The organism is Ruegeria sp. BB7 (assembly GCF_056539365.1).
This window is the reverse complement of sequence record NZ_JBQFUV010000001.1, coordinates 408,047-426,785: the sequence shown is the minus strand read 5'-3', so window position 1 is coordinate 426,785 and position 18,739 is coordinate 408,047. Positions and strand designations below refer to the sequence as shown.

13 protein-coding genes and 1 tRNA gene are annotated in these 18,739 nt (G+C 49.8%); 10 read left to right on the top strand and 4 right to left on the bottom strand.

The window, feature by feature from the left end; translation table 11 throughout:
- Positions 1–157 precede the first annotated feature (157 nt).
- Positions 158–577, top strand: a complete 420-nt coding sequence (locus ACR0D7_RS02085; protein WP_480677531.1) for an HIT family protein — start codon at positions 158–160, stop codon at positions 575–577.
- Between the two features lie 507 nt (positions 578–1,084).
- Here the strand turns inward: ACR0D7_RS02085 and lipB are convergent.
- Positions 1,085–1,741 carry a lipoyl(octanoyl) transferase LipB gene (gene lipB / locus ACR0D7_RS02080; protein ID WP_480677530.1) on the bottom strand — a complete coding sequence of 219 codons (657 nt, stop codon included), beginning with the start codon at positions 1,739–1,741 and terminating at the stop codon, positions 1,085–1,087.
- 39 nt (positions 1,742–1,780) lie between these two features.
- The gene (locus ACR0D7_RS02075; protein WP_480677529.1) at positions 1,781–2,440 is read right to left on the bottom strand and encodes a DsbA family oxidoreductase; all 660 of its coding nucleotides are present in this window, start codon (positions 2,438–2,440) and stop codon (positions 1,781–1,783) included.
- A 140-nt stretch (positions 2,441–2,580) separates the two neighbouring features.
- Here ACR0D7_RS02075 and ACR0D7_RS02070 point away from each other — a divergent pair.
- From ACR0D7_RS02070 to ACR0D7_RS02055, 4 genes are all read left to right on the top strand, one after another.
- A tRNA-Leu gene (locus tag ACR0D7_RS02070) sits at positions 2,581–2,667 on the top strand.
- A gap of 59 nt (positions 2,668–2,726) precedes the next feature.
- Positions 2,727–3,995: a tyrosine-type recombinase/integrase gene (locus ACR0D7_RS02065; RefSeq protein ID WP_480677528.1), complete on the top strand. Its 1,269-nt coding sequence runs from the start codon at positions 2,727–2,729 to the stop codon at positions 3,993–3,995.
- Between the two features lie 43 nt (positions 3,996–4,038).
- Positions 4,039–4,296 (top strand): hypothetical protein, encoded by a 258-nt coding sequence (locus ACR0D7_RS02060; protein WP_480677527.1) that lies wholly within the window; start codon positions 4,039–4,041, stop codon positions 4,294–4,296.
- 1,035 nt (positions 4,297–5,331) lie between these two features.
- Positions 5,332–9,285 (top strand): hypothetical protein, encoded by a 3,954-nt coding sequence (locus ACR0D7_RS02055; RefSeq protein WP_480677526.1) that lies wholly within the window; start codon positions 5,332–5,334, stop codon positions 9,283–9,285.
- 131 nt (positions 9,286–9,416) lie between these two features.
- Here the strand turns inward: ACR0D7_RS02055 and ACR0D7_RS02050 are convergent, their stop codons facing one another.
- Entirely contained in the window at positions 9,417–11,258 is a 1,842-nt protein-coding gene (locus ACR0D7_RS02050) for an NACHT domain-containing protein (protein WP_480677525.1), read from the bottom strand.
- A gap of 970 nt (positions 11,259–12,228) precedes the next feature.
- Between ACR0D7_RS02050 and ACR0D7_RS02045 the strand changes: the two genes are divergently transcribed.
- From ACR0D7_RS02045 to ACR0D7_RS02030, 4 genes are all read left to right on the top strand, one after another.
- The gene (locus ACR0D7_RS02045) at positions 12,229–13,515 is read left to right on the top strand and encodes a hypothetical protein (RefSeq protein ID WP_480677524.1); all 1,287 of its coding nucleotides are present in this window, start codon (positions 12,229–12,231) and stop codon (positions 13,513–13,515) included.
- Positions 13,516–13,854: 339 nt separating this feature from the next.
- Positions 13,855–14,748 (top strand): hypothetical protein, encoded by an 894-nt coding sequence (locus ACR0D7_RS02040; RefSeq protein ID WP_480677523.1) that lies wholly within the window; start codon positions 13,855–13,857, stop codon positions 14,746–14,748.
- Positions 14,748–15,515, top strand: coding sequence for a hypothetical protein (locus ACR0D7_RS02035; protein WP_480677522.1), 768 nt, complete (start codon positions 14,748–14,750; stop codon positions 15,513–15,515). Before ACR0D7_RS02040 ends, ACR0D7_RS02035 begins: the two co-directional genes overlap by 1 nt.
- Positions 15,508–15,750, top strand: coding sequence for a hypothetical protein (locus ACR0D7_RS02030; protein WP_480677521.1), 243 nt, complete (start codon positions 15,508–15,510; stop codon positions 15,748–15,750). Before ACR0D7_RS02035 ends, ACR0D7_RS02030 begins: the two co-directional genes overlap by 8 nt.
- Positions 15,751–15,826: 76 nt before the next feature.
- On the opposite strand, the gene ACR0D7_RS02025 is transcribed toward ACR0D7_RS02030, so the two are convergent.
- A complete protein-coding gene (locus ACR0D7_RS02025; RefSeq protein ID WP_480677520.1) occupies positions 15,827–17,206 on the bottom strand; it encodes a KAP family P-loop NTPase fold protein in 1,380 nt (459 codons plus the stop codon).
- A 670-nt stretch (positions 17,207–17,876) separates the two neighbouring features.
- Here ACR0D7_RS02025 and ACR0D7_RS02020 point away from each other — a divergent pair.
- Positions 17,877–18,659, top strand: coding sequence for a DUF6994 family protein (locus ACR0D7_RS02020; protein WP_480677519.1), 783 nt, complete (start codon positions 17,877–17,879; stop codon positions 18,657–18,659).
- Positions 18,660–18,739 lie beyond the last annotated feature (80 nt).

Genomic DNA, 18,739 nt, shown 5'->3' with positions numbered 1-18,739 from the left:
GCGAATTCTTGGTCTAGAATGCGCTCTATTTGGCAATTACTGCCCGGATTTCAAGGCATCGAAATTGGCCCGGCGCGCCGCTTGGCAGAGTTCCGCCTTGACCCGCAGGAATGTGGGCCGCAGAACTGGCCACAAGATAAGAAACCGGAGGTTAGAAATGGCCGATTACGATCCCGACAACATTTTTGCCAAGATTCTGCGCGGGGAAATTCCCTGCTCCCGCGTTTACGAGGACAACGACACGCTGGCCTTCATGGACATCATGCCGCGGTCGGACGGTCATTTGCTGGTCATTCCCAAAACGCCGTGCCGAAATCTGCTAGATGCCTCGCCCGAGCAACTGGCCGCCGTAATGTCGACCGTGCAGAAACTGGCGAAGGCGGTGGTCAAGGCGTTTGACGCCGACGGTGTGACGGTTCAACAGTTCAACGAAGCCGCAGGCGGGCAGGAGGTCTTCCATCTGCATTTCCACATCCTGCCGCGACAGGAAGGTGTTCCGATGCGTCCGCCGGGAAATATGGGCGACTTTGATCTGATTGCTCAGCATGCAGAGCGGGTCAAAGAAGCGCTGGCCTGATTACGTCTTTGCCTTCTGCAGCCCAAGACACGCGTTATGGTCACCGAATGCATGAAAACGGCACATATGTGATCGTGCCTTCCCTCATAGTCGGTGGCGATACGTGCAATTCGGCTGCGTGCTTGAACACGGTTCCAATCGAAGAGTCCCACGCGTTCTGAGGCTAAATGCGCCTCAATATCAGCCAATGTCACCTTAAGGTCGTTTTGGACGAATCCTGAAAAGAAATTGCCGTTCCGATTTGGGGTCGGAACGGCAGACTCGTAACCAAACACTTGTCCGACACCTGGGAGACCCAGGATCACCGGTTTAACACACCACTCACTCTAGAACGGTAAGATTAGATTAACCTTGAATGGCTGATTTGTATTCATCAGAGTGAGTTTTGGCAGAATTAAACCCAAAATGAATGAGCTTATCGACTGATTGAATCCAATCCGGAAACAAAGAGTGTTATTAGGGGGTTATTGTTAATCGAACTGCTTAGGGAATTGATTCGCGCCAAGGTCAGTTTTGGTCAGGCTGAAAGCATTCAGCAAAGGTTTTTTGCAAGGCAGCGTCGACATCCGCCAGTGTTACCGGCAACCCCAAATCGACCAGAGAGGTCACGCCGTGTTCGGTGATACCACAAGGCACGATGCCGGAAAAATGTTCGAGGTCCGGCTCGACGTTGATCGAGATGCCATGGAAGCTGACCCATTTGCGCAGGCGTAGCCCGATAGCCGCGATTTTATCTTCGGCGGGTTGGCCTGTCACGGTCAGAGGCTTGTCATCCCGTTTTACCCAGACGCCGACCCGACCGTCGCGGATCTCACCTGTTACGTTGAATTCCGCTAGCGCGGCGATCACCCAATTTTCAAGCTTTTTGACAAAGCCCCGCACGTCCTTGCCGCGTTTGTTAAGGTCCAGCATAACGTAAGCGACGCGCTGGCCAGGCCCGTGATAAGTATATTCTCCGCCGCGCTTGGCCTCGTAGACAGGAAACCGGTCAGGATCGGTCAAATCTTCGATCCGGGCAGAGGTTCCCGCTGTATAAAGCGGTGGATGCTCCAGCAGCCAAACACACTCATCCGCCTCGCCAGCAGAAATCGCCGCCACCCGAGCCTCCATGAAGGCAACGGCCTCGGTGTAATCAGTTAAACCGTCGGTGATCTTCCATTCCATGATGGCTCCTTATCGCGCGGTACCGGCAAGGGGAAGGGGTCAGGCGATCTCGGTCAGACAACGTTCCAGAACCTGCGCGTATGTGTCGGTGCCTTGTGCGCCGGTCAGAAGATACTTGCCCCCGAATACCATGGAGGGAACGCCCGAGATGCCGTGGTTGGCCCAAAACTGCTGTTTGTCGCGTACTGGTCCGGCGTGGGTACCAGAATCTAGCACTGCACGTGCGGCGTCGCGGTCCAACCCGGCCGTCTGAATTGCATCAAGCAAAACCTCGATGTCCGAGACATCCTGCTGATCCGTGAAATACGCTTTGAACAGGGCAAGCTTCAGTGGGTGCTGGCGACCTTGGGTTTCTGCCCAGTCCAATAGCTGATGTGCTGCAAAGGTGTTCACGATCCTGCTGTCATCGTTGAAATTAAAGGCAAACCCCAGCTCGGCCCCAAGCTGAGTCAATCGCTCTCGCACTTGTTGGCTCTGTTCTGGTGTTGATCCGTATTTCTCCACGATGTGTTTACGCAGGTTCTGACCTTCGCGCGGCATGGTCGGGTTTAATTCGAACGGGTGCCACCGAAGTTTCGCCAGAACATTTTGTTGCTGCAACGCCAGATCAAGCTGCCGAAACCCAACAATACACCAAGGACAAACCACATCCGAGACAATGTCGATTTGAACAATAGGTCGTGTGTCGGTCGCGGACATGATTGCGCTCCTGAAGGGAGATTGGGGTGTGTTGGTCGTAAAGATATGACCCGCCGGAAGGAATTCAAACCTGTGTGTTTTTGTCTCTTCACATCTCGATCTTCAGCGTCTATACGCCCCTCTACCAAGTCATTGGCAGTGCGGTCGTGGCGGAATTGGTAGACGCGCAGCGTTGAGGTCGCTGTGGGGTAACTCCCGTGGAAGTTCGAGTCTTCTCGACCGCACCAAGTACTTGATTTTCAACAGGTTTCTTCACCGAATGTAACGGTAATTGGAGCCTTTTGAGATGGATGTACGGGTGCCAAAGGGCCTCTTTAAGAGAGGCAAGGGATACGCGATCAGAGTCGCAGTACCCAACGAATATCAAGCTATCATCGGTAAGAAAGAGATCGTGCGGGGCCTTGGAACGCAGGACTTAGCTGAGGCTTTGGTCCGGCGAAAGGAAGTCTTGCCGGAAATTCTTGCGTCGATTGGTGAGGGTTCAACGCCTGAGCCTGTGATCAAACAAGTTGCACGACACAACCCGCAAGAAGGGAATACCGTCAGGGACACGGCTCACCGCTGGATGACCGAAGCAGATGGTATCAAAGAGTCCACCAAGGCAAGGTACAGACAGCACCTTGAGGGCTTTGAGGCGTTCGCGGGGAACATTGAGGTTACTGAGATCAACAGGACGTTGGCTCTGGATTTCATGGAGTACCTCAAAAGGACACCATCTGAGAGGACCGGAGAACTACTCTCAGCGCGGTCCTTACAGTCCTATCAGTGCTGCCTAGCCTCTTACTGGCGCGTCTTGGATCATTGGGGCTTGGTCGATCCTGATGTACGCAATCCATTCTCGTCGCTCTTGAGGCGCGTGGCGGGTCAGAAGAAGAAGGCTGACCCGAGAGAGAAAAAGCTTAGGCCGGTGACCCGAGAGGAAGCCGAAAGCCTTCTGACTTACATCGCTGCCAATGACGCTCTCAAATACCAATTCGAGATGTTCGTGACTGTGCGTCTACTCTGGGTCACCGGATGCCGACTGAATGAAATCTGTGGGCGTTACCTGTCAGATATTGACGACAGAGGGGATTGCATTTGTATCAATATCCCTGAGGCCAAGACTGAGGCAGGGAAGCGGACAGTCATGATCGTTGGTGATGATGATTGCTCTTTGCTCAGAGAAGCCATCAAGCAAGCGGCAATAGTCGAACCGTCTTGTCCTGAGAATGAAGGTCGGCTGTTTCCTCGGATCAACTTGGGCGGCTACGACAAGCAACCAAGCCATTACCTCGGGAAAGCTTTGGAGAAGGCCAGAAAGAACCTAGAAGGCGACAACTCCAAATGGGACATGCATTCATTTAGAAGGACTGCTGTGTCGGCTCTGGTGAATGCGGGTGTAGCCCGTGAAGCTAGGAACCTGGCTGTCGGTCATTCAAACAAAGATGACATTGGTATCAGCGTCTATGCCAAGAGGGCAGAGTTGGACGATGTGATCCTATCAACCTTCAAGGCGTTGTATGAAGAACTCGGGGGAAGCCTTGTGTCTCCCTCAGTTCGACTTGAAGCACACTGAAATTAAACCCCAAGAAACCTAACGAGTAGAGAAGGAAAAGAAGATGACAATGAAAAGCTTAGGTACACTGTCGGTTGCTCAAGCTCTCCATGAGCGGGTGATGTTGCACTATCTGATGCTGGCCGATCAGAAGAACGCTGATTTGATCGCAGGGTTGGAACTAGAAACCGGATGGGGGCTGAACAATCAGTATGACCGGGAAAGCCTCAAGAAGCGATTGATGGATGTCATGCACGCTTACGAGCAGGTGACCGGGGAAACGCATCCAGTTGACGCTGAATTTGATACCTTAGTTTGCTAAGGCTTAGTCAAACTTCGCAAACAGGGGGCTAGCAAGTGCGCTGGCCCCTTTCTTTGTCGGATAGACTAATTTTCCTTGGTGCCAGAGAGGATTGCTTCCAACTGTGCAACGAAGTTTTCCCCTCTCGGTGTCAATCGCAGTTCTCGTTTGCGACGGTCATTTGGGTTGATGTTAACACTGATCAAATTAACACCCGAATTCGGCATGTCAGCAGTTCCTTGGCCCCAGTAGTTCGTGTTTCTACTAGCTGCCGCAGTACCCAAGCCGACCCAGTTTTGTATATCTGCAGTTGTTACGCCCTGAGGTCGATCCTGAAATCTGGCTATGTATAAGAGCGTTAGAGCCGTGCTCAACTGCATTTTAGTATCAAACTGTTCGAACCGCCGTAGAAACTCGATTCCGGGTTGGATTTGGTGGTGCATTTTTTACCTATTAGTTACGTTACCGGAGAGAAGTCTTCATTGAAGATATGGTGGAACGGTAATAATTACAAGTAATTGCAAAAATCGACTTTACAATCACTCCGATAAAGGATAGAAACTTGGCTAAGTTGGTGGTTCGAGTATGTTCTGCTGACAGGTCGCTGAAAGGCGACCGTGCTCTTTGACAATTGAATATGAAGATCATCACCCTTGACCGGTCGAACGGGTTGTATTCGATGGGCGGTTTCTAGGCCGCAGGGTGGGGTTGCTAGGGAAGGCGGCTAGTCTTTTCGATGATGCGTGAATGATGATCTTAAAATCCCTACCTCTGGGTAAAACTAACGGGGGACGTGTGTCTAACCATCGCGGCATGGGGGCTTTCTCATTGCGCCTTGCGACGGGACACACAGAAGCCTGATGGTCATGTCCAGAGACCGAAACTCAACACACTAGTTTTCTTTAGTGCCGCCCCATTATGGGGGAGGCGGCGCTATTCCTTGCGCTGGCGAAAGGGGCCTTACCACAGGCTCACTTTCGCTGGCCTCGGGAAAAATCAAAGCGGCGTATGATTGATGCACCGCTCACAAGACTAATTTTTAAGGACAATTCATATATGAACGACAACAACAACGCCCGAAAGGGCGCTAATAAATGGTACGGGACTTTCACCTTTGAACAGGTGGAGAAAATCCGTGAAAAGGCAAAGAATGATCTATCGCTCCAAGCGGATATCGCGGGAGCAACTGGGAATAGTATGGAGCTAACCCAGCTGATCCTATCCGGTCCGCATGAGAATATGATTGCCGCTCTCAAAGAGGAAACAGACGAAGCCGCACCCCTGGCTAAGGCTTTTAACAAAGTGTGGGGGCAGGGTGCCTCAGAGCATTACTCAACCCTTGAGGAACCTCATGGTCTCTTTGAGCATCTCTCAGAATTACCGGGGGCCGCAACTCGCGGCCTCTTTGGTGCTGTCTCTGAGATCAACGAGTCGATGTTCAATGCTCGTCGTCTCGATCCTGCGTACATCCGTCAATTGGATGAGTCTGGTATCGAGGTCCCTGAGTGGGCCAGAGATAGCTCTGAGTCCCGCGTAGAGTGGGACGCTGATACGATCCTCCGTGGAGTGATTGAGAAACCTGAGACACTGACTGGTCAGATCACGGAGGGTGCTGTTCAATTTGCAGCGCCTTTCTTCACCGGCACAGGGGCCGCTAGTAAACTCAAGGTTCTGGAACAAGCTGGAACCAAAGGTAAACTGGCGATGGCTACCGTCATCGGTATGGCCACCGACTATGTTTCCTTCGATGAAGATGACCCTCTGATGACGACAGCTCTGGCCGATTACTTCGGCGTAGAGAACAGCTTCATTGATGAATATCTACGTCACGATATTGACGACACCGAAGCTGAGAAACGCTTCAAGCGCTCCTTGGAAGGCGGTGTGGTTGGTGTCGGTGTAGACGCGATCATGATGGGTGTTGCCCGAGTGGTCCGAGGTGTTCGTACCGGTAAGGTAAACCCAGACGATGCGGCTACTGAAATTCAGAAAATCATCAATGATGTTGATGCTGAGGAACTGGCCTCGACAATCCGTCAGGAACCGAAACCAGATCCCCGTATGTCTTTCTCTGAACAGCAACGTCTCTGGCACTTCGATGCCGAACGAGCTGCTCGTACAGTCGCAGCCGATACGCAACCTGCCAATGCAGCTACAAAGGTCGCTGAGGATATCGCTAAGGAAGCCGAGGTCGCTGTAATCGAGTCGATCCCTCCGAGGTTCGAACAGGCAGCTGAGAGTCTCACAGGTACCCCAAGTAAACCTCAAGTCTCCGCCAAGGAACACCAGTTGGCGATCGATCGTGCAACCAAAATCTGGAACGCTGCACGGTCCGTGACTGACAACCAGACTGCTTGGGATATTGCCAAGGGTTACCTTAAGGACGCCACAGATACGCTTGCAGAACACGGTGTTCGTACCCGAGATCAACTCAAAGGCGCGATCATGAAACCGTTCCAGCAAGCTCTGAAAATGGTAGACTCAGGAGACATTCAAGGGCTTAGGAAATGGGCCGACGCTGACAGTCTGACTATCGCTGATTTCCGTCTACGTTCTTACGCCATTCAGATGGCCTCAAGGTCACTTCGAGCTCAAACAGAGCGTATGGCTGGTCTAGTCGAAGCTGCTATGAATAGTGGTCGCTTGTCCGCTCACGAAGATGCTGTGATGCGGGAAATGTTCCACAAACAGGTTCAGCTTTCGATGGAGGTTGAGGCGCTTAACACGAACCTCGGGTCAGCCGCAGGTGCACTGTTGGGTCAACGTGCCGGTCAAATGAACATCTACGATGAGATCACTTCGGCAGCTAAGAAAGCCGCTGAGGAAGCCGAGGCCAAAGGCCTCAGCAAACGTCAGACCAAGAAGGCTGTCCGTGATGCTACTCGGGTTGTCGAGAAGAAGATCACAAAGCGTCTCAGAGAGACTGAGGGCGGTGGTAATGGGTCGTTCTTGTCCCAGAGGTACCGTGAACTGGTTAAAGAGGGTGTCGACCCTGTACTGGCCTTCCAGCGAGTCCGTGCGATGGGGGACGAGGCACACCGGTCAGGTACAATCCTGAAACAGAAGAACAAGCAACAGCTTGAGGATGCCAAGGCTCAGATCGAGCAGGAAGGTAAGCTCAACAAAGCTCTGCGTGGTCTGGAACAGTGGCGCTACAACGCCATGCTCTCGGGTATCAAAACCCACGAAACCAACTTCTTGTCGTCATTCGCGCAGATGACCTCTCGGATTGCCTACGAGGCAGCTTGGGGCGCACTGTCGCGTGACAAGCAGATGACCAAGATGGCCGCTCAGAAGGTCATTGGGATGACCACAGGGATGAAGGACAGTCTGCATTACGCCATTGAAGCGTATAAGCAGATGAAACCGATCCTTGATGACATCACCCAGTTTGAGCGTCTTGATCCGGTGTATAAGAACCATATCCTGACATATCCGTCTCGTTTGATGATTGGCACAGACCAGTTCATCAAGCAGCTGGCGTATCGTGGTGAGGTGAGAGCCTCGGCGGTCTTAGATGCCGATTTGGCTGGACTTAAAGGTGCTAAGAAAGAAGACTTCATCAAAGACAGGATGGACAAAGCGTTTGACCCTGAGACAGGGGCGGGACTGGACATGCTGGCGATTACGAGGGCGCAGGAGGTGACGTTTCAGAAGCAGTTCGATCCCAAGAGCAGCTACCATGGTGAGCGTCTGATGGGCAGGGCTTCGGAGATCACGAACGGCACAATGGCCGGTCGTTTTCTGTTTCCGTTTATGAGGATATTCTTTCGGTTAACTGACGAGGGCATAAGGATGACTCCGGGTGTCCGAGAGAGCATTGCGATAGCCTCTAAGCTGGTAAATGTTTCTCAGGGCAAACACGGTAGTTCTAAGTTCTGGGATGACCTGATGGGTCACAATGGCAAAGCTTCTCAGGCTAGGGCCGCTGGTGAATATGCCGTTGGTCTAAGCATTGTTGGTTGGACAATGGCCTTGGTCGCTGAGGGTAAGATCACCGGTGGCGAGGAACGGAACTATGTCGATGCGTCCATGCGTCGGAAGGTCATTCCACCCTATAGCATCTACGTTAATGGTGAATGGCATAGCTATGAACGGTTCGAGCCTTTTGCATTCCCGATGAAGTTCTTCGCAAACACCATGATCCGAATGCGGAAAGTAAGTGAGCGACAAGAACGCGGCGAGTTCGAACGTGAGGGCGAGATGCTTCAAGCGCAGATTGGCGCGATGGCTTATGTGTTCTCTGAGGCTGTGACCAATAACTCTTTCATGGAAGGGTTGGAAAGTCTGGTCAAAGCCACTGGTGGTTCATTCGAGAGTGGCGAGGCGTGGAAACGTCCAGTTCACACTATGGCTGAAAGCTATTTCCCGAACATTCTCAGGAAGGCAAACCAGTCGTTAGACGACAGTGGCCACAAGTACAAAGCTGAGCCTCTGACCTTGAACGCCTTTGCTCGTCACTTCTCATCGGTGATCAACATGGATGATGTAGACCTTGAGCGGAACCAGTTCACCGGGGAGCCATATGTCTACACTGACCAAGACGACTTGGCAGGTAATCATCTGTTTGTCGGTAAGCCTGAGTCTACTGACAAGGCCATGAAGCTGTTGATCGAGGCAAACGAACACACTGGGAAACAGTACGTCTTGCGGCGTCCTGGCTCTTTCATCCGTAATGAGGACCTGAGGGACTACAAAGCCGATGATGGCAAGCGGTCTCTCTACGACCAATATCAGGACGTGTTCAGCACCACCAAGATCAACGGTAAGACCTACCGTGAGGCACTAGAGGCGCTGGCAGATGACCCTCTGTTCATGCGGTTTCTTGGGGTAACCGAACGAGAGCCGCAGGTACCAAGGCGGAGGCCATCGCAAACATCAAGCGGGACTACGAGCAAGCCGCAGAGGCTTGGATGGATCAGCATTCAAAGGGCTTTGCGGTACTCAAGGGGCGTCAGGCGTTCTTTGAGAGGGCTCAGGGAAACCGTGAGGTTTCCGCTGCAAAGTTAGAGCTCGGTTTGAAGTAGTAAGTTATGTAGTTCGAGCGGGTCGCACCGATGAGCAGTTGCCCTAATAATAAATAGAGAGCAACTGCTCAAAGTCTTTGGAATTTCAAAGCTAGGCGTTTGGGGACTCGTAGGTCATTCGCTGTAGTGCTTTCTGATCAGCGAACCTATACCGCGTCTCCGCTTTGCCTGAACGTCCTCTAGATGCTGCTCTAATGCCTTCAACGCCACTTTCGCTCTCGCTGCAAAAGTGTCACCGCCAACTTCAATAAGTTTCAAGTTGTTCCGATGATGGGGTTTTATTTCACCACCGTACTTTTCATATAGAATCTCGGCGGCTTTGTAGCCGCTGACCCAGTTTTCTGGCGTGGCCGCATCCACAGTGTTTCTAGTGTATGTTCTATATTTTGTCATTGCTTGTCTGAAGAAAAATACATTTCGATGGTTGTCATGGGAGTAATATATGTTTCTCTTGTTTTTTTCCCTTTCCTCTACGCTCAAACTGGTCGCGTGAACCCGGTTAAAGAACTTTCCAATTATAGAGGAGGGGTTGTCTTGAGGGTCGATTTTTTCAATCTGTTTGTTGAGTTTTTTTAGCTCCGGCAGTAAAAATTCGTCCTCAAAGTAAATTCTGTCCATATCGGCAATCATTTCAATGGTATCTTCTGAGTCAAAGTTTCCGATTAGCCAATTTATCTTTTTAGCTAAAGAGAGCTTTCGGTCGCTTACAACAAACCGGGCATAGAAGTACTCTTGAAAGGACCTGTGAGCAAATTCATAGATGAGACCGTCTAATTCCATTATGGATATGGATTCTCGAAAATCTCTAATAACAGAGGTGCTGTCAGCATTCAGGCCGCATGCTAAAATCGCCTCCCTAGTGAAGTCTTCCATCTGCTCCTTGGTGAAAGATATTGTTCTTTCTACATATGAAAACGCACAAAAGAACATGAAAGTCTTTTCGAGTTGGTCCATCGTCATGCCCGAAAAAATTTCTCGTTTGTATCTTCCTTTTGAAGCATCGTGTTCACGAGCGAGTACATCGAAGCATTTGGCGTAGAATATATGTCGCTTTTCCGGAATTTCTCCAAATGAATCGTAAGTTAATAGCATCATCGCTGCCAGTAATGGATTGGAGAGAAAATCACTATTCTTTTCATATAATTCTATTTCTAGATCCGCTATGAAGTCTTGCTTTTTTTCTTCATCAAATCTCAGCTTCGATATGTATTCTACAGACTTATCCAAATCGAATGGGAGTAATTTTACTTCCTTAAAGCCTTCCCACGAAACGAACTCGTCGCTAGGTCGGCTTGTGATCAAAGCCGCACATTTGTATTGGTCTCTGGACAAAGAACATATTTCGTCTGCAATCTGCTCTCGAATATCTTGAGAGAGTTCATCGAAGCCATCAAAAAGAAAGTAAAACGCACCACTTTTTAGGCCGTAGTTGAATTGGGCTCGTGTGAATTCTGGGCAGCAACTCTTTATCGAGTCAAACACGTTGGAGAGTAGGAGGTCTTTTTTGCGCTCGGTTCGGTTTAGTGCGCGAAGTTCAAAGAAAATTGGGTAGTACGTATGTCCTAACTCAATTGTCTTTGTGAAGGCATACTTCAAAAATACGGACTTTCCGCTTCCTGCCAACCCAGTGATAACGTACTTACCTGATGATGCATTTACCTCAGACAAAAACTCCTCAGTTGATGAGACTCTGTTCTCTGTTTCAAAGTCTGGGCCGACGAAACAGTCCTCAAGTTCGACGGGATCATTTCGATTGAGGAGTGTTTTTAAAGTGTTGCATTTTGCATAGTTCGCTGCGAGATAACTTGGAAGCCCCTTATTCAGCACGAAAACTAATTGTTCGTATTTATCTTTCGCAAACTTTAGAGAAATCTTTTCGACAAAACTTGATGAAGTTTTCTCAATTGCTTTAGTGGCCCCTGCACCTAATGCGGTCGCGGTGACTGGATCAAGCATACTAGCTCCAAAATACTTCTATGGTTGAGACGAAAGTGCACTAGAGTTGAATGGGGAGCAAGCCCAACTCAACCCAAAGCGAAGAGGGCCTCGCTAAATTCCACAAAAATCTGTGAGGGTATTATCGGTAGGTCCGCTCCGGGCTACCCCCCGTACCCCCACAGCAAACCGTCAGCCCAACCGACCGCACACCCAGGTCAACTGACAGCCAACCTTCGATCCACTGTGAGACAGGGCAGGAAGGAATAAAGTTGTCATATGGCACAACATACACGCTCGATCATTGGTGCTTCGGGTATCGTTACTCGTATCACGCTGTTTGATTTCAGTAACTTACGGTAATCTGTACGTGCAGAGTGTACGGGTTTGGGTGATCTGTTGGTTCACGACAGCCCAAGCTTTAGGCATCGCAAGGCCACTACATCTTGTGGATTGGTGATGGTTTTAATTTAGGTGGATGCTCACAGAGCCACGCAGAGAGTCACTGAGTCCATCTTTCGATTTCAGGTAGGTTGGGGTGACTAAGGTCCTGTTGGACTCTGAGGGCCTTCTGTGGGCTCTGAGGGGCAACGTAATTAACCCTTCATATGGAGAAATCACCTCAGAGTTTTGTCTGCGTTCTTTCTTTTTTCATGAACGCTACTCAGGTTTCCTCAGGTCCACTTAAGGCCACCGACAGCAAACGAGAGAAGGTCTCAGTCATCCTCAGGTTCTCTGAGGGTGCCGACTGTTCCTATCACAAGAGCCAACAAGACAGCCGTACCACTCGGAAGCGGTACACACCTCAATTTGAGCCATAAAAATAAGGGGTTTCCGGCCCCGTTGTTAATAACACTTCTATAAATTCTGACATTCACGACAAAGGATCATTCCATTGAAATATGACCCAAATTTTGACTTGGGGTCCGCTACCCACGTTCGAACTATAATTATCAAAGACCGACCCTGTGGTTTCGGCAAGACAACCGAGATGCTCAACTCATTTGAACATCATCAACAATACTTGGTCGTTGTTCCTCTATTGAGTGAATGCGACCGAGTGATAGCTGCGACACAGCAGCGAGGTATCACCTTTGAGCAACCTGAGGCTGAGACCGAAATCGAATTTGATGAGAATGGTGATGAAGTCGTCACCACTAAGAAAATACATTCTTTAAGGCGGCTACTCTCTGACGGACAGAACGTGGTTACCACTCATGCCATGTTCGACACCTTAGCTGAGGTGGAAAGGGAAGGGTTGATTGATCCTTATCATCTCCACATTGATGAGGTTCTATCTGTTATTGATGCCAACTACAAAGTTAAGGCGAGTGCGTGGGAGCGCCTGTTCATCAAAGCTGGTCTCTGTACGGTTGATGGAAAGACATCTCAGGTCATCCCGACACCAGCTTGGGATGAGGAATGTGCTGATCTCACAGAGCATGTGAACTTGAAATACTACAAGGCTGCAAAGGCTGGTCGTCTATTTAACATTCATGGCGGTTACAACGTAGCTGTGATGCCAGAGGGATTGTTGAAGGCAGGTCAGTCGTTGACGCTCTACACCTACAAGGCAGAAGGTTCGATCATTGCGGCGTACCTTAAGCGTATCGGATTGAACCCCAAGCACGACAAAGGCGATCCCTCATTGGAGCAAACCTTTGTTCGAGAAGTTCGCAATCTGATCACCGTCAAAGGAATTCCGTCTCTCTCCAAGCTTTCGTTCAGTTATACTGAGCAAGTCGACCGGAAAGAGGGAAAGCCAAGTGACTATGATCGGTTGGTACCCAAAGCACTTTGCTCGTTGGCCCGACGTCCACTTAAAGACGTATCGTTGGACAACATTCTGTTGACCTGCCCGAAGAATAAGTGGTTCGCGGACGGAAAAAGCCCAAAAGTCGACTCCGATGGTGTCGAAGTTGGAAAGTTTCGTCCGGGTCCATACGCAAAAAACTCAAGGCTGCAAGGGCGCAGCGGTCGCGTTCATTGGTTGCCAAACACCACGCGCGGGACAAACGACTATAAGAACGCCACGCACCTGATTTACCTCTACAACCAGTTTATCAATCCAAACATCCTCAGGTTTCTCGGGGCCGGATCAGTTAGCCAAGACGACTACGCACTCACGGAATTGATCCAATGGGTTTGGCGGTCTCAGATCAGGGACAAGAAACCTATCACGCTGTACCTACCGAGTCGCAGGATGCGAAACCTCTTTCTGAGTTGGTTATGGGAGGACAAAATCCCGACCCATATTCTCGACTCTGTAAATCGGTGAGGCAATTACTGGCTTCATCCACTCACACCTAAGACATTTAGAAAATTGGAAAATTACCTATGGAGTATGTCTCAAAATACTCGACCATAATCCCTTTGCTGGTTGAATACTTCTCGTTGGCGAAAGCGGGTCCCTATCACCCGCTTCAAGTCCGCAATGACCTGAACCTGTCTCAGAACTTTTGGCGCGTCGCAATGAAATCCTTTGTGTACCCAGAGGGTAGCGAGGGTCGTAAAGCTTTGGCCTCTGTCGGGGTTTCTGTGATCCCAGAAGCCTTACAACGCCTCCGAAGTGGTAAAGTCAGGGTAAACTCGTTGTTCCTCAAAGACGGGGCAGGGAGTGGCTAAGCTACCCTTGTCTACCATCCCGGCAGGGAGACGCAGTAAAGCTTCACGAGAAGCACTTAGGCAACGGCGTATTACTCAGGAACGAGCCAACAAGGATCGAGAGTGTTCTATCGTTGGCTGCGAGAACAAACGCTACAACTTGTCCAGCTATTGCCGGGGTCACTACCAGCGAAACCGAAGATACGGCCACCCAACAGGGCGCTTGCCGACCCAAGGTGAACTCCGGTCCATCGAAGGCGCAATCAAGACTTGGCTCGAAGATGACTATCTCACCACCGATTTTGCCAAGCGATCCTTCAAGTCCACTTGGGGTTCAGCCCAACGCACTATCACCCATAACCCTGCCTTTGCTCTGCCATTCTTTCGGTTAGAGGGTGACATGGGATACACCCAAAAGGCCAAAGCCTGGGTGATACTTTCCAACTACGTCCACCGGGAAATGAACTCCCTGTCAGATGCGATGGTCAGGTATATGGCCTGTCGTCTTTGGTCAGAGTTCCTCTGGCAGATGCCAAATGGCAAAGGTGGGGCAGTCAAAGCGCGGAACCACTTTGTAAATACTTGGGCGGGGAAGTTCGTGCTGGCGAACTCTGGGTTCACCAAGGACAAGACAGAAGTGAAGATCATCCGTTGGGAAAAGCCTTGGTACGTCTCGGATGATCCTATCCAGAACCGACCCCGACCTATCACAGAACAGGTGACCACCAAGGTCACACTCAATCCATTCAAGGCCGGACCCATTGTCCGAGCCATTGGAAAGGAACTCCACGCCGCTGTCGATCACGCGATGGGCAAGGCTTGGCAGTCCGACACTCGCCTTCTTGAGAGGGCATATAAGGCCCTTGGCCTACCAAAAGACAATTCTACAAACGAAAGAAATACTTAATGACACTCTACACTGACAACGCAATTGCCCCTACCTCTAACCTGATGAACTCTGATGACCTTGGTGTATCTGTGCGGGACGTGACCGCCGAGAAACGGGCCAAAGGTCACTTCAACGTTGCAGAAAATTACATTCAAGATGCAGATGCTAATAACAACACTGATATAGTAACGCGCGATGGTTCGCGGATGCATGCTGGCGGTGAATACCAACCCAACGACATTTTGATGATTGAAGGGATGGAAGTGACATATGAAATGGCGCAGTCGCTGGGGTTGATCCGGGGGTCGGAATTTACGTCGCCTCAGGATGAATTCTTGAATGACTCTGAGAATGTTCCCGAGGTTGCACCAGTAGATGACCGACCGGCAGAGGCGGCGCTACTCAGCGACCAATTTGAGATTGCCTTTGGCGAGAATGGTGAGAAAGCCCTAGATTTAATTGGGCAAGATATCGTTATGAATGGTGATCTGAGCGAGTCTGGTCTCAACTTCCTGAACGAGAAAATGAATGTCTCGGAGGCACGTTTCCTAGAAACCTTTTCAGAGATGCAGGAAGTAGGCGGTCACGCCATGTACGATTTTCTTGAGACAGGCGATGGTCTCGGTTTGGATCGAGTGGATTTTCTTGTCGATCTGTCGGAAACCGGAACGCGCGATCAGCAAGCAGCGGTAAGGAGCATCTGGGTCAAGGCAATTCAGGGAAAGCTAACCCGTGACCAAGCGATTGAGGCATTCAATGAACTCTGGGAGCCTTATGATGCCTGAGGACAGCATCAAGAATGCCACCCAGAGTGAACTCGAAGAACTCAACGGGTTACTCGTTCGGAAACTGATTGCAAAGATTAAGGAAGGTACCGCCACCGGTACCGACCTATCAACGGCGGCTAAACTGATGAAGGAACACAAGGTTCAACCGATTGACCCAAGGGTTCCCGCGACTTCCTACACGTATCAGATACCGGCAGAGCAATTGGACTACCCAATTGATGTTGATGCCTAACTGTTCGACATGAAAAATTTCAGAGCCAAGACTTTTCTTATTTGGCTCTGAGCAAATGCCTTGAACTACGCAAAGCCTATTTGGTTTCTTGGGAATCCAACTGAAAAACGCTTAGCCAGTTCTCATAGACTCTTCGTGGTATACTATTGATGTCATCAGGCATTGCAAAGCTGTCGAATGTACTAGCGATTGCCGACCTCGTTCCATCATCTTCGGCTAAGCCTCCGTTGATAACGTAGCTCCAAGTGGAAAACAAAATATACAGCCCGTGATTGTATTCTTGGTTGCGTTCTCCGTTGTCGAGATCACGGCTGGCAATCTCTTTTCGCGCATTGAGAAAGCCAACAAGTTCAGTTTTAGATATCGAAGCGTCTAGCAACTGCGGAAAGATATCCTGGCGCACCACTCTGGCGATGAGTAGGGTCACAAGTATGGTTCTCCAGCCGCGAAGAAGTCTGGCTGACCTTGCGTCCTCTGGAAAAAGCGCGGCTGTCGATAAAATTTTTCCTACATCCCTTATCGAAATGTCGTTGCATCTCGAAAGGATTTTCAACTGTGAGGAAATTTCTGCCAAAAGTTCGTTTGGTATTCCCATCATCTTACCCATATGGCTGGCGTAAGTAAGAATCACGGGGGTTCGTTGATGGTCGTCCAGATGCTCAGTCAAACTCATGGTGAAACTGACAAACTTTTGTAGATAGGCCGTAGCATCAACCCCTGCGCCGTAGCGTACTCGCACACTATTTTCTAATGCCTTTAGGTTTGCACCTAGGACGAAATGCACATTTGGTACGGCAAAGAAGTGTTTTATTACCTCCAAAACTTCTAAGGCAAAATCGGGGCGACAACGATCTAGCTCGTCTACAACAATGACCAAGGGTGTTGGCGTTCCCGTGTCACCACACGAAGTCAGGGCTTGAATTGCGGATTGGAATTCAAGCATGGCAGCATGGCGTCCTTGCTCACGAGACCAAAAATCATTGAGGGCTTTGTCGGCTTCACCTTTTAGTACATCGACTGCCACGTCACCTATACCGTTTAGAGCCTCTGTTGCTCCATATGAAGCAAGCGCAAGGCCAATTCTGGTGGCAGGGCGAACAAATTTTCCAGCAACTTCGATTAGCTTTTTCGCTTTCGATTCGTCTCCTTTTGGCAGTCGGTTCACCAACACGCTTACAAGTGAGATCAAAGGGTCGCTTTGGTAGTCATGAGCAAAAGCGTCGAAGTATACTGTCAACGCTCTGCCATTGTTTTGGAGCCTATGCGCTCCAACCCATCGTTGCAGAAAGTAGGACTTTCCTGTCCCCCACCTTCCATCAATTGCGACAACCAAAGGATCATCAATCCGGTCGAGAACCTCCGACAGCATCTTGCTGGTCTTTATGCGTTTTAAGAGGTCATCCTCAAATCCAGATTCATAAAGTTTAATCGGTTCTTCTGGGGGTAGGAATCGCATTAGGTTTCTCAGTTCCGGTTTCAAATCAAATTACTAGCAACACATATTAGTGGGCGATGAAAGACCCATCGTCTCTACATGCAAACAACTTTGAGGACGTTTAGACAAAATGGACTATTGCAAAGATATTGATGAAAACCCTCAGCGTCCCTCAGTGGACTCAGAGCCACCCAAAGCCACCCCAGACTCCCCGCCTATCACGAAACGATTAACCCCTCTCAGCGAGTCTCTCAGGGCCTCTCTGGACGCGCTGCCAGACGTCGCTTTGTCGATCCTTGGCCCTGAACTGTTTGATCAGGCGAACAAAGAACTGAACAGGTGGCCACAAGGTCGAGAAGCCAACAAACGATCTGGCATGTTGGCCAATGATATTGATGGCCGCTTGCGGTTCTTCTACCGCGACGAGAAGGGTAGGGCGCGGCACATGTATCAGAACATTGTTGGGCTGGTTTACCCTTGCTCAAAGTCGGACTCGGAGAAACGGCGGTTGAACCAAGCGTTTGAGGACGGTTGGGAGAGCGGGGAACTTGAGTTTTTGGCGAGTGTGCCGAAAGGGGACTTGGAGTTGTATGAGGGTGCCTTGGGAAATCCAGATTACTAAGGGCAATTTGAATTTGACTTTACGCAACAAAGCCTTCGTTTCTGAAAGTATCACTACTCAGAGACAAGTTTGCGCAATCTATCAAATTTGACGTTACAAGATCAAAAGAGCATTCTGTGCCTTGCGGAATTCTTAAACACTATACAAAGCAAGAAAATGGTAATTGATACTCAGTTTTTTATGTTCGAGGACACACCTCCCGGAAAAGACCCAGATAAGTACAGCCCAACTCTCCGTCGGTATCACAAGTTGTTGTGGAGTAAGTCGCTTCCGAATGGCGCACAATTCAGTCTTGTAGATGAGCCGGGAGGTTACTTGCATCATTGCTCAGAGTTGGGGGAGTTCCACTTAAGTAGCGATGCTATCAGCAACACATATTTGTGCGCACGAAAAATGGTGCCGATCACCTCTCAAGTTCCACGTCAAGCGACAACGGATTTCTACAACCTCGGCAGTACTATTGGTGGATACATCCTGTTCCCGCGAAAGATGGTGAATAGAAAGCAGAATATTAATCAAGCACGTGGCTGTCACTCAAAGATCAGCGACAGAATTGATCTTACCCTTGAGTGCGTTCGGCGATTTTACAAAGATCAAGTCAGTCCACTTTCGGAAGTCCTAGAGAGGTACGGGGATTTCTTTGAACTATTCCAGGACTTCGAAGGATACGTAGATTTCTTTTTGTTGAATGACCTAGTTGAGAACGATGAGGTCAATTTTATGCTGCCGTTCGACAATTTTAAACGAGATGGCTACCCCTCAGATGTAGCTGAATACCAAGCTATCATGCGAGCAACGATGAGCTTTTTACGTAGAAGAAACCAAAGAATGAATGAGTTTTTCAGCAAGTAGAAGCCATAGACGTGACGTTCGCCAACCGGCCTAGGATGGGCTACCGGACTCTGTACGCCGTCATTTGAAGGTCAACATGG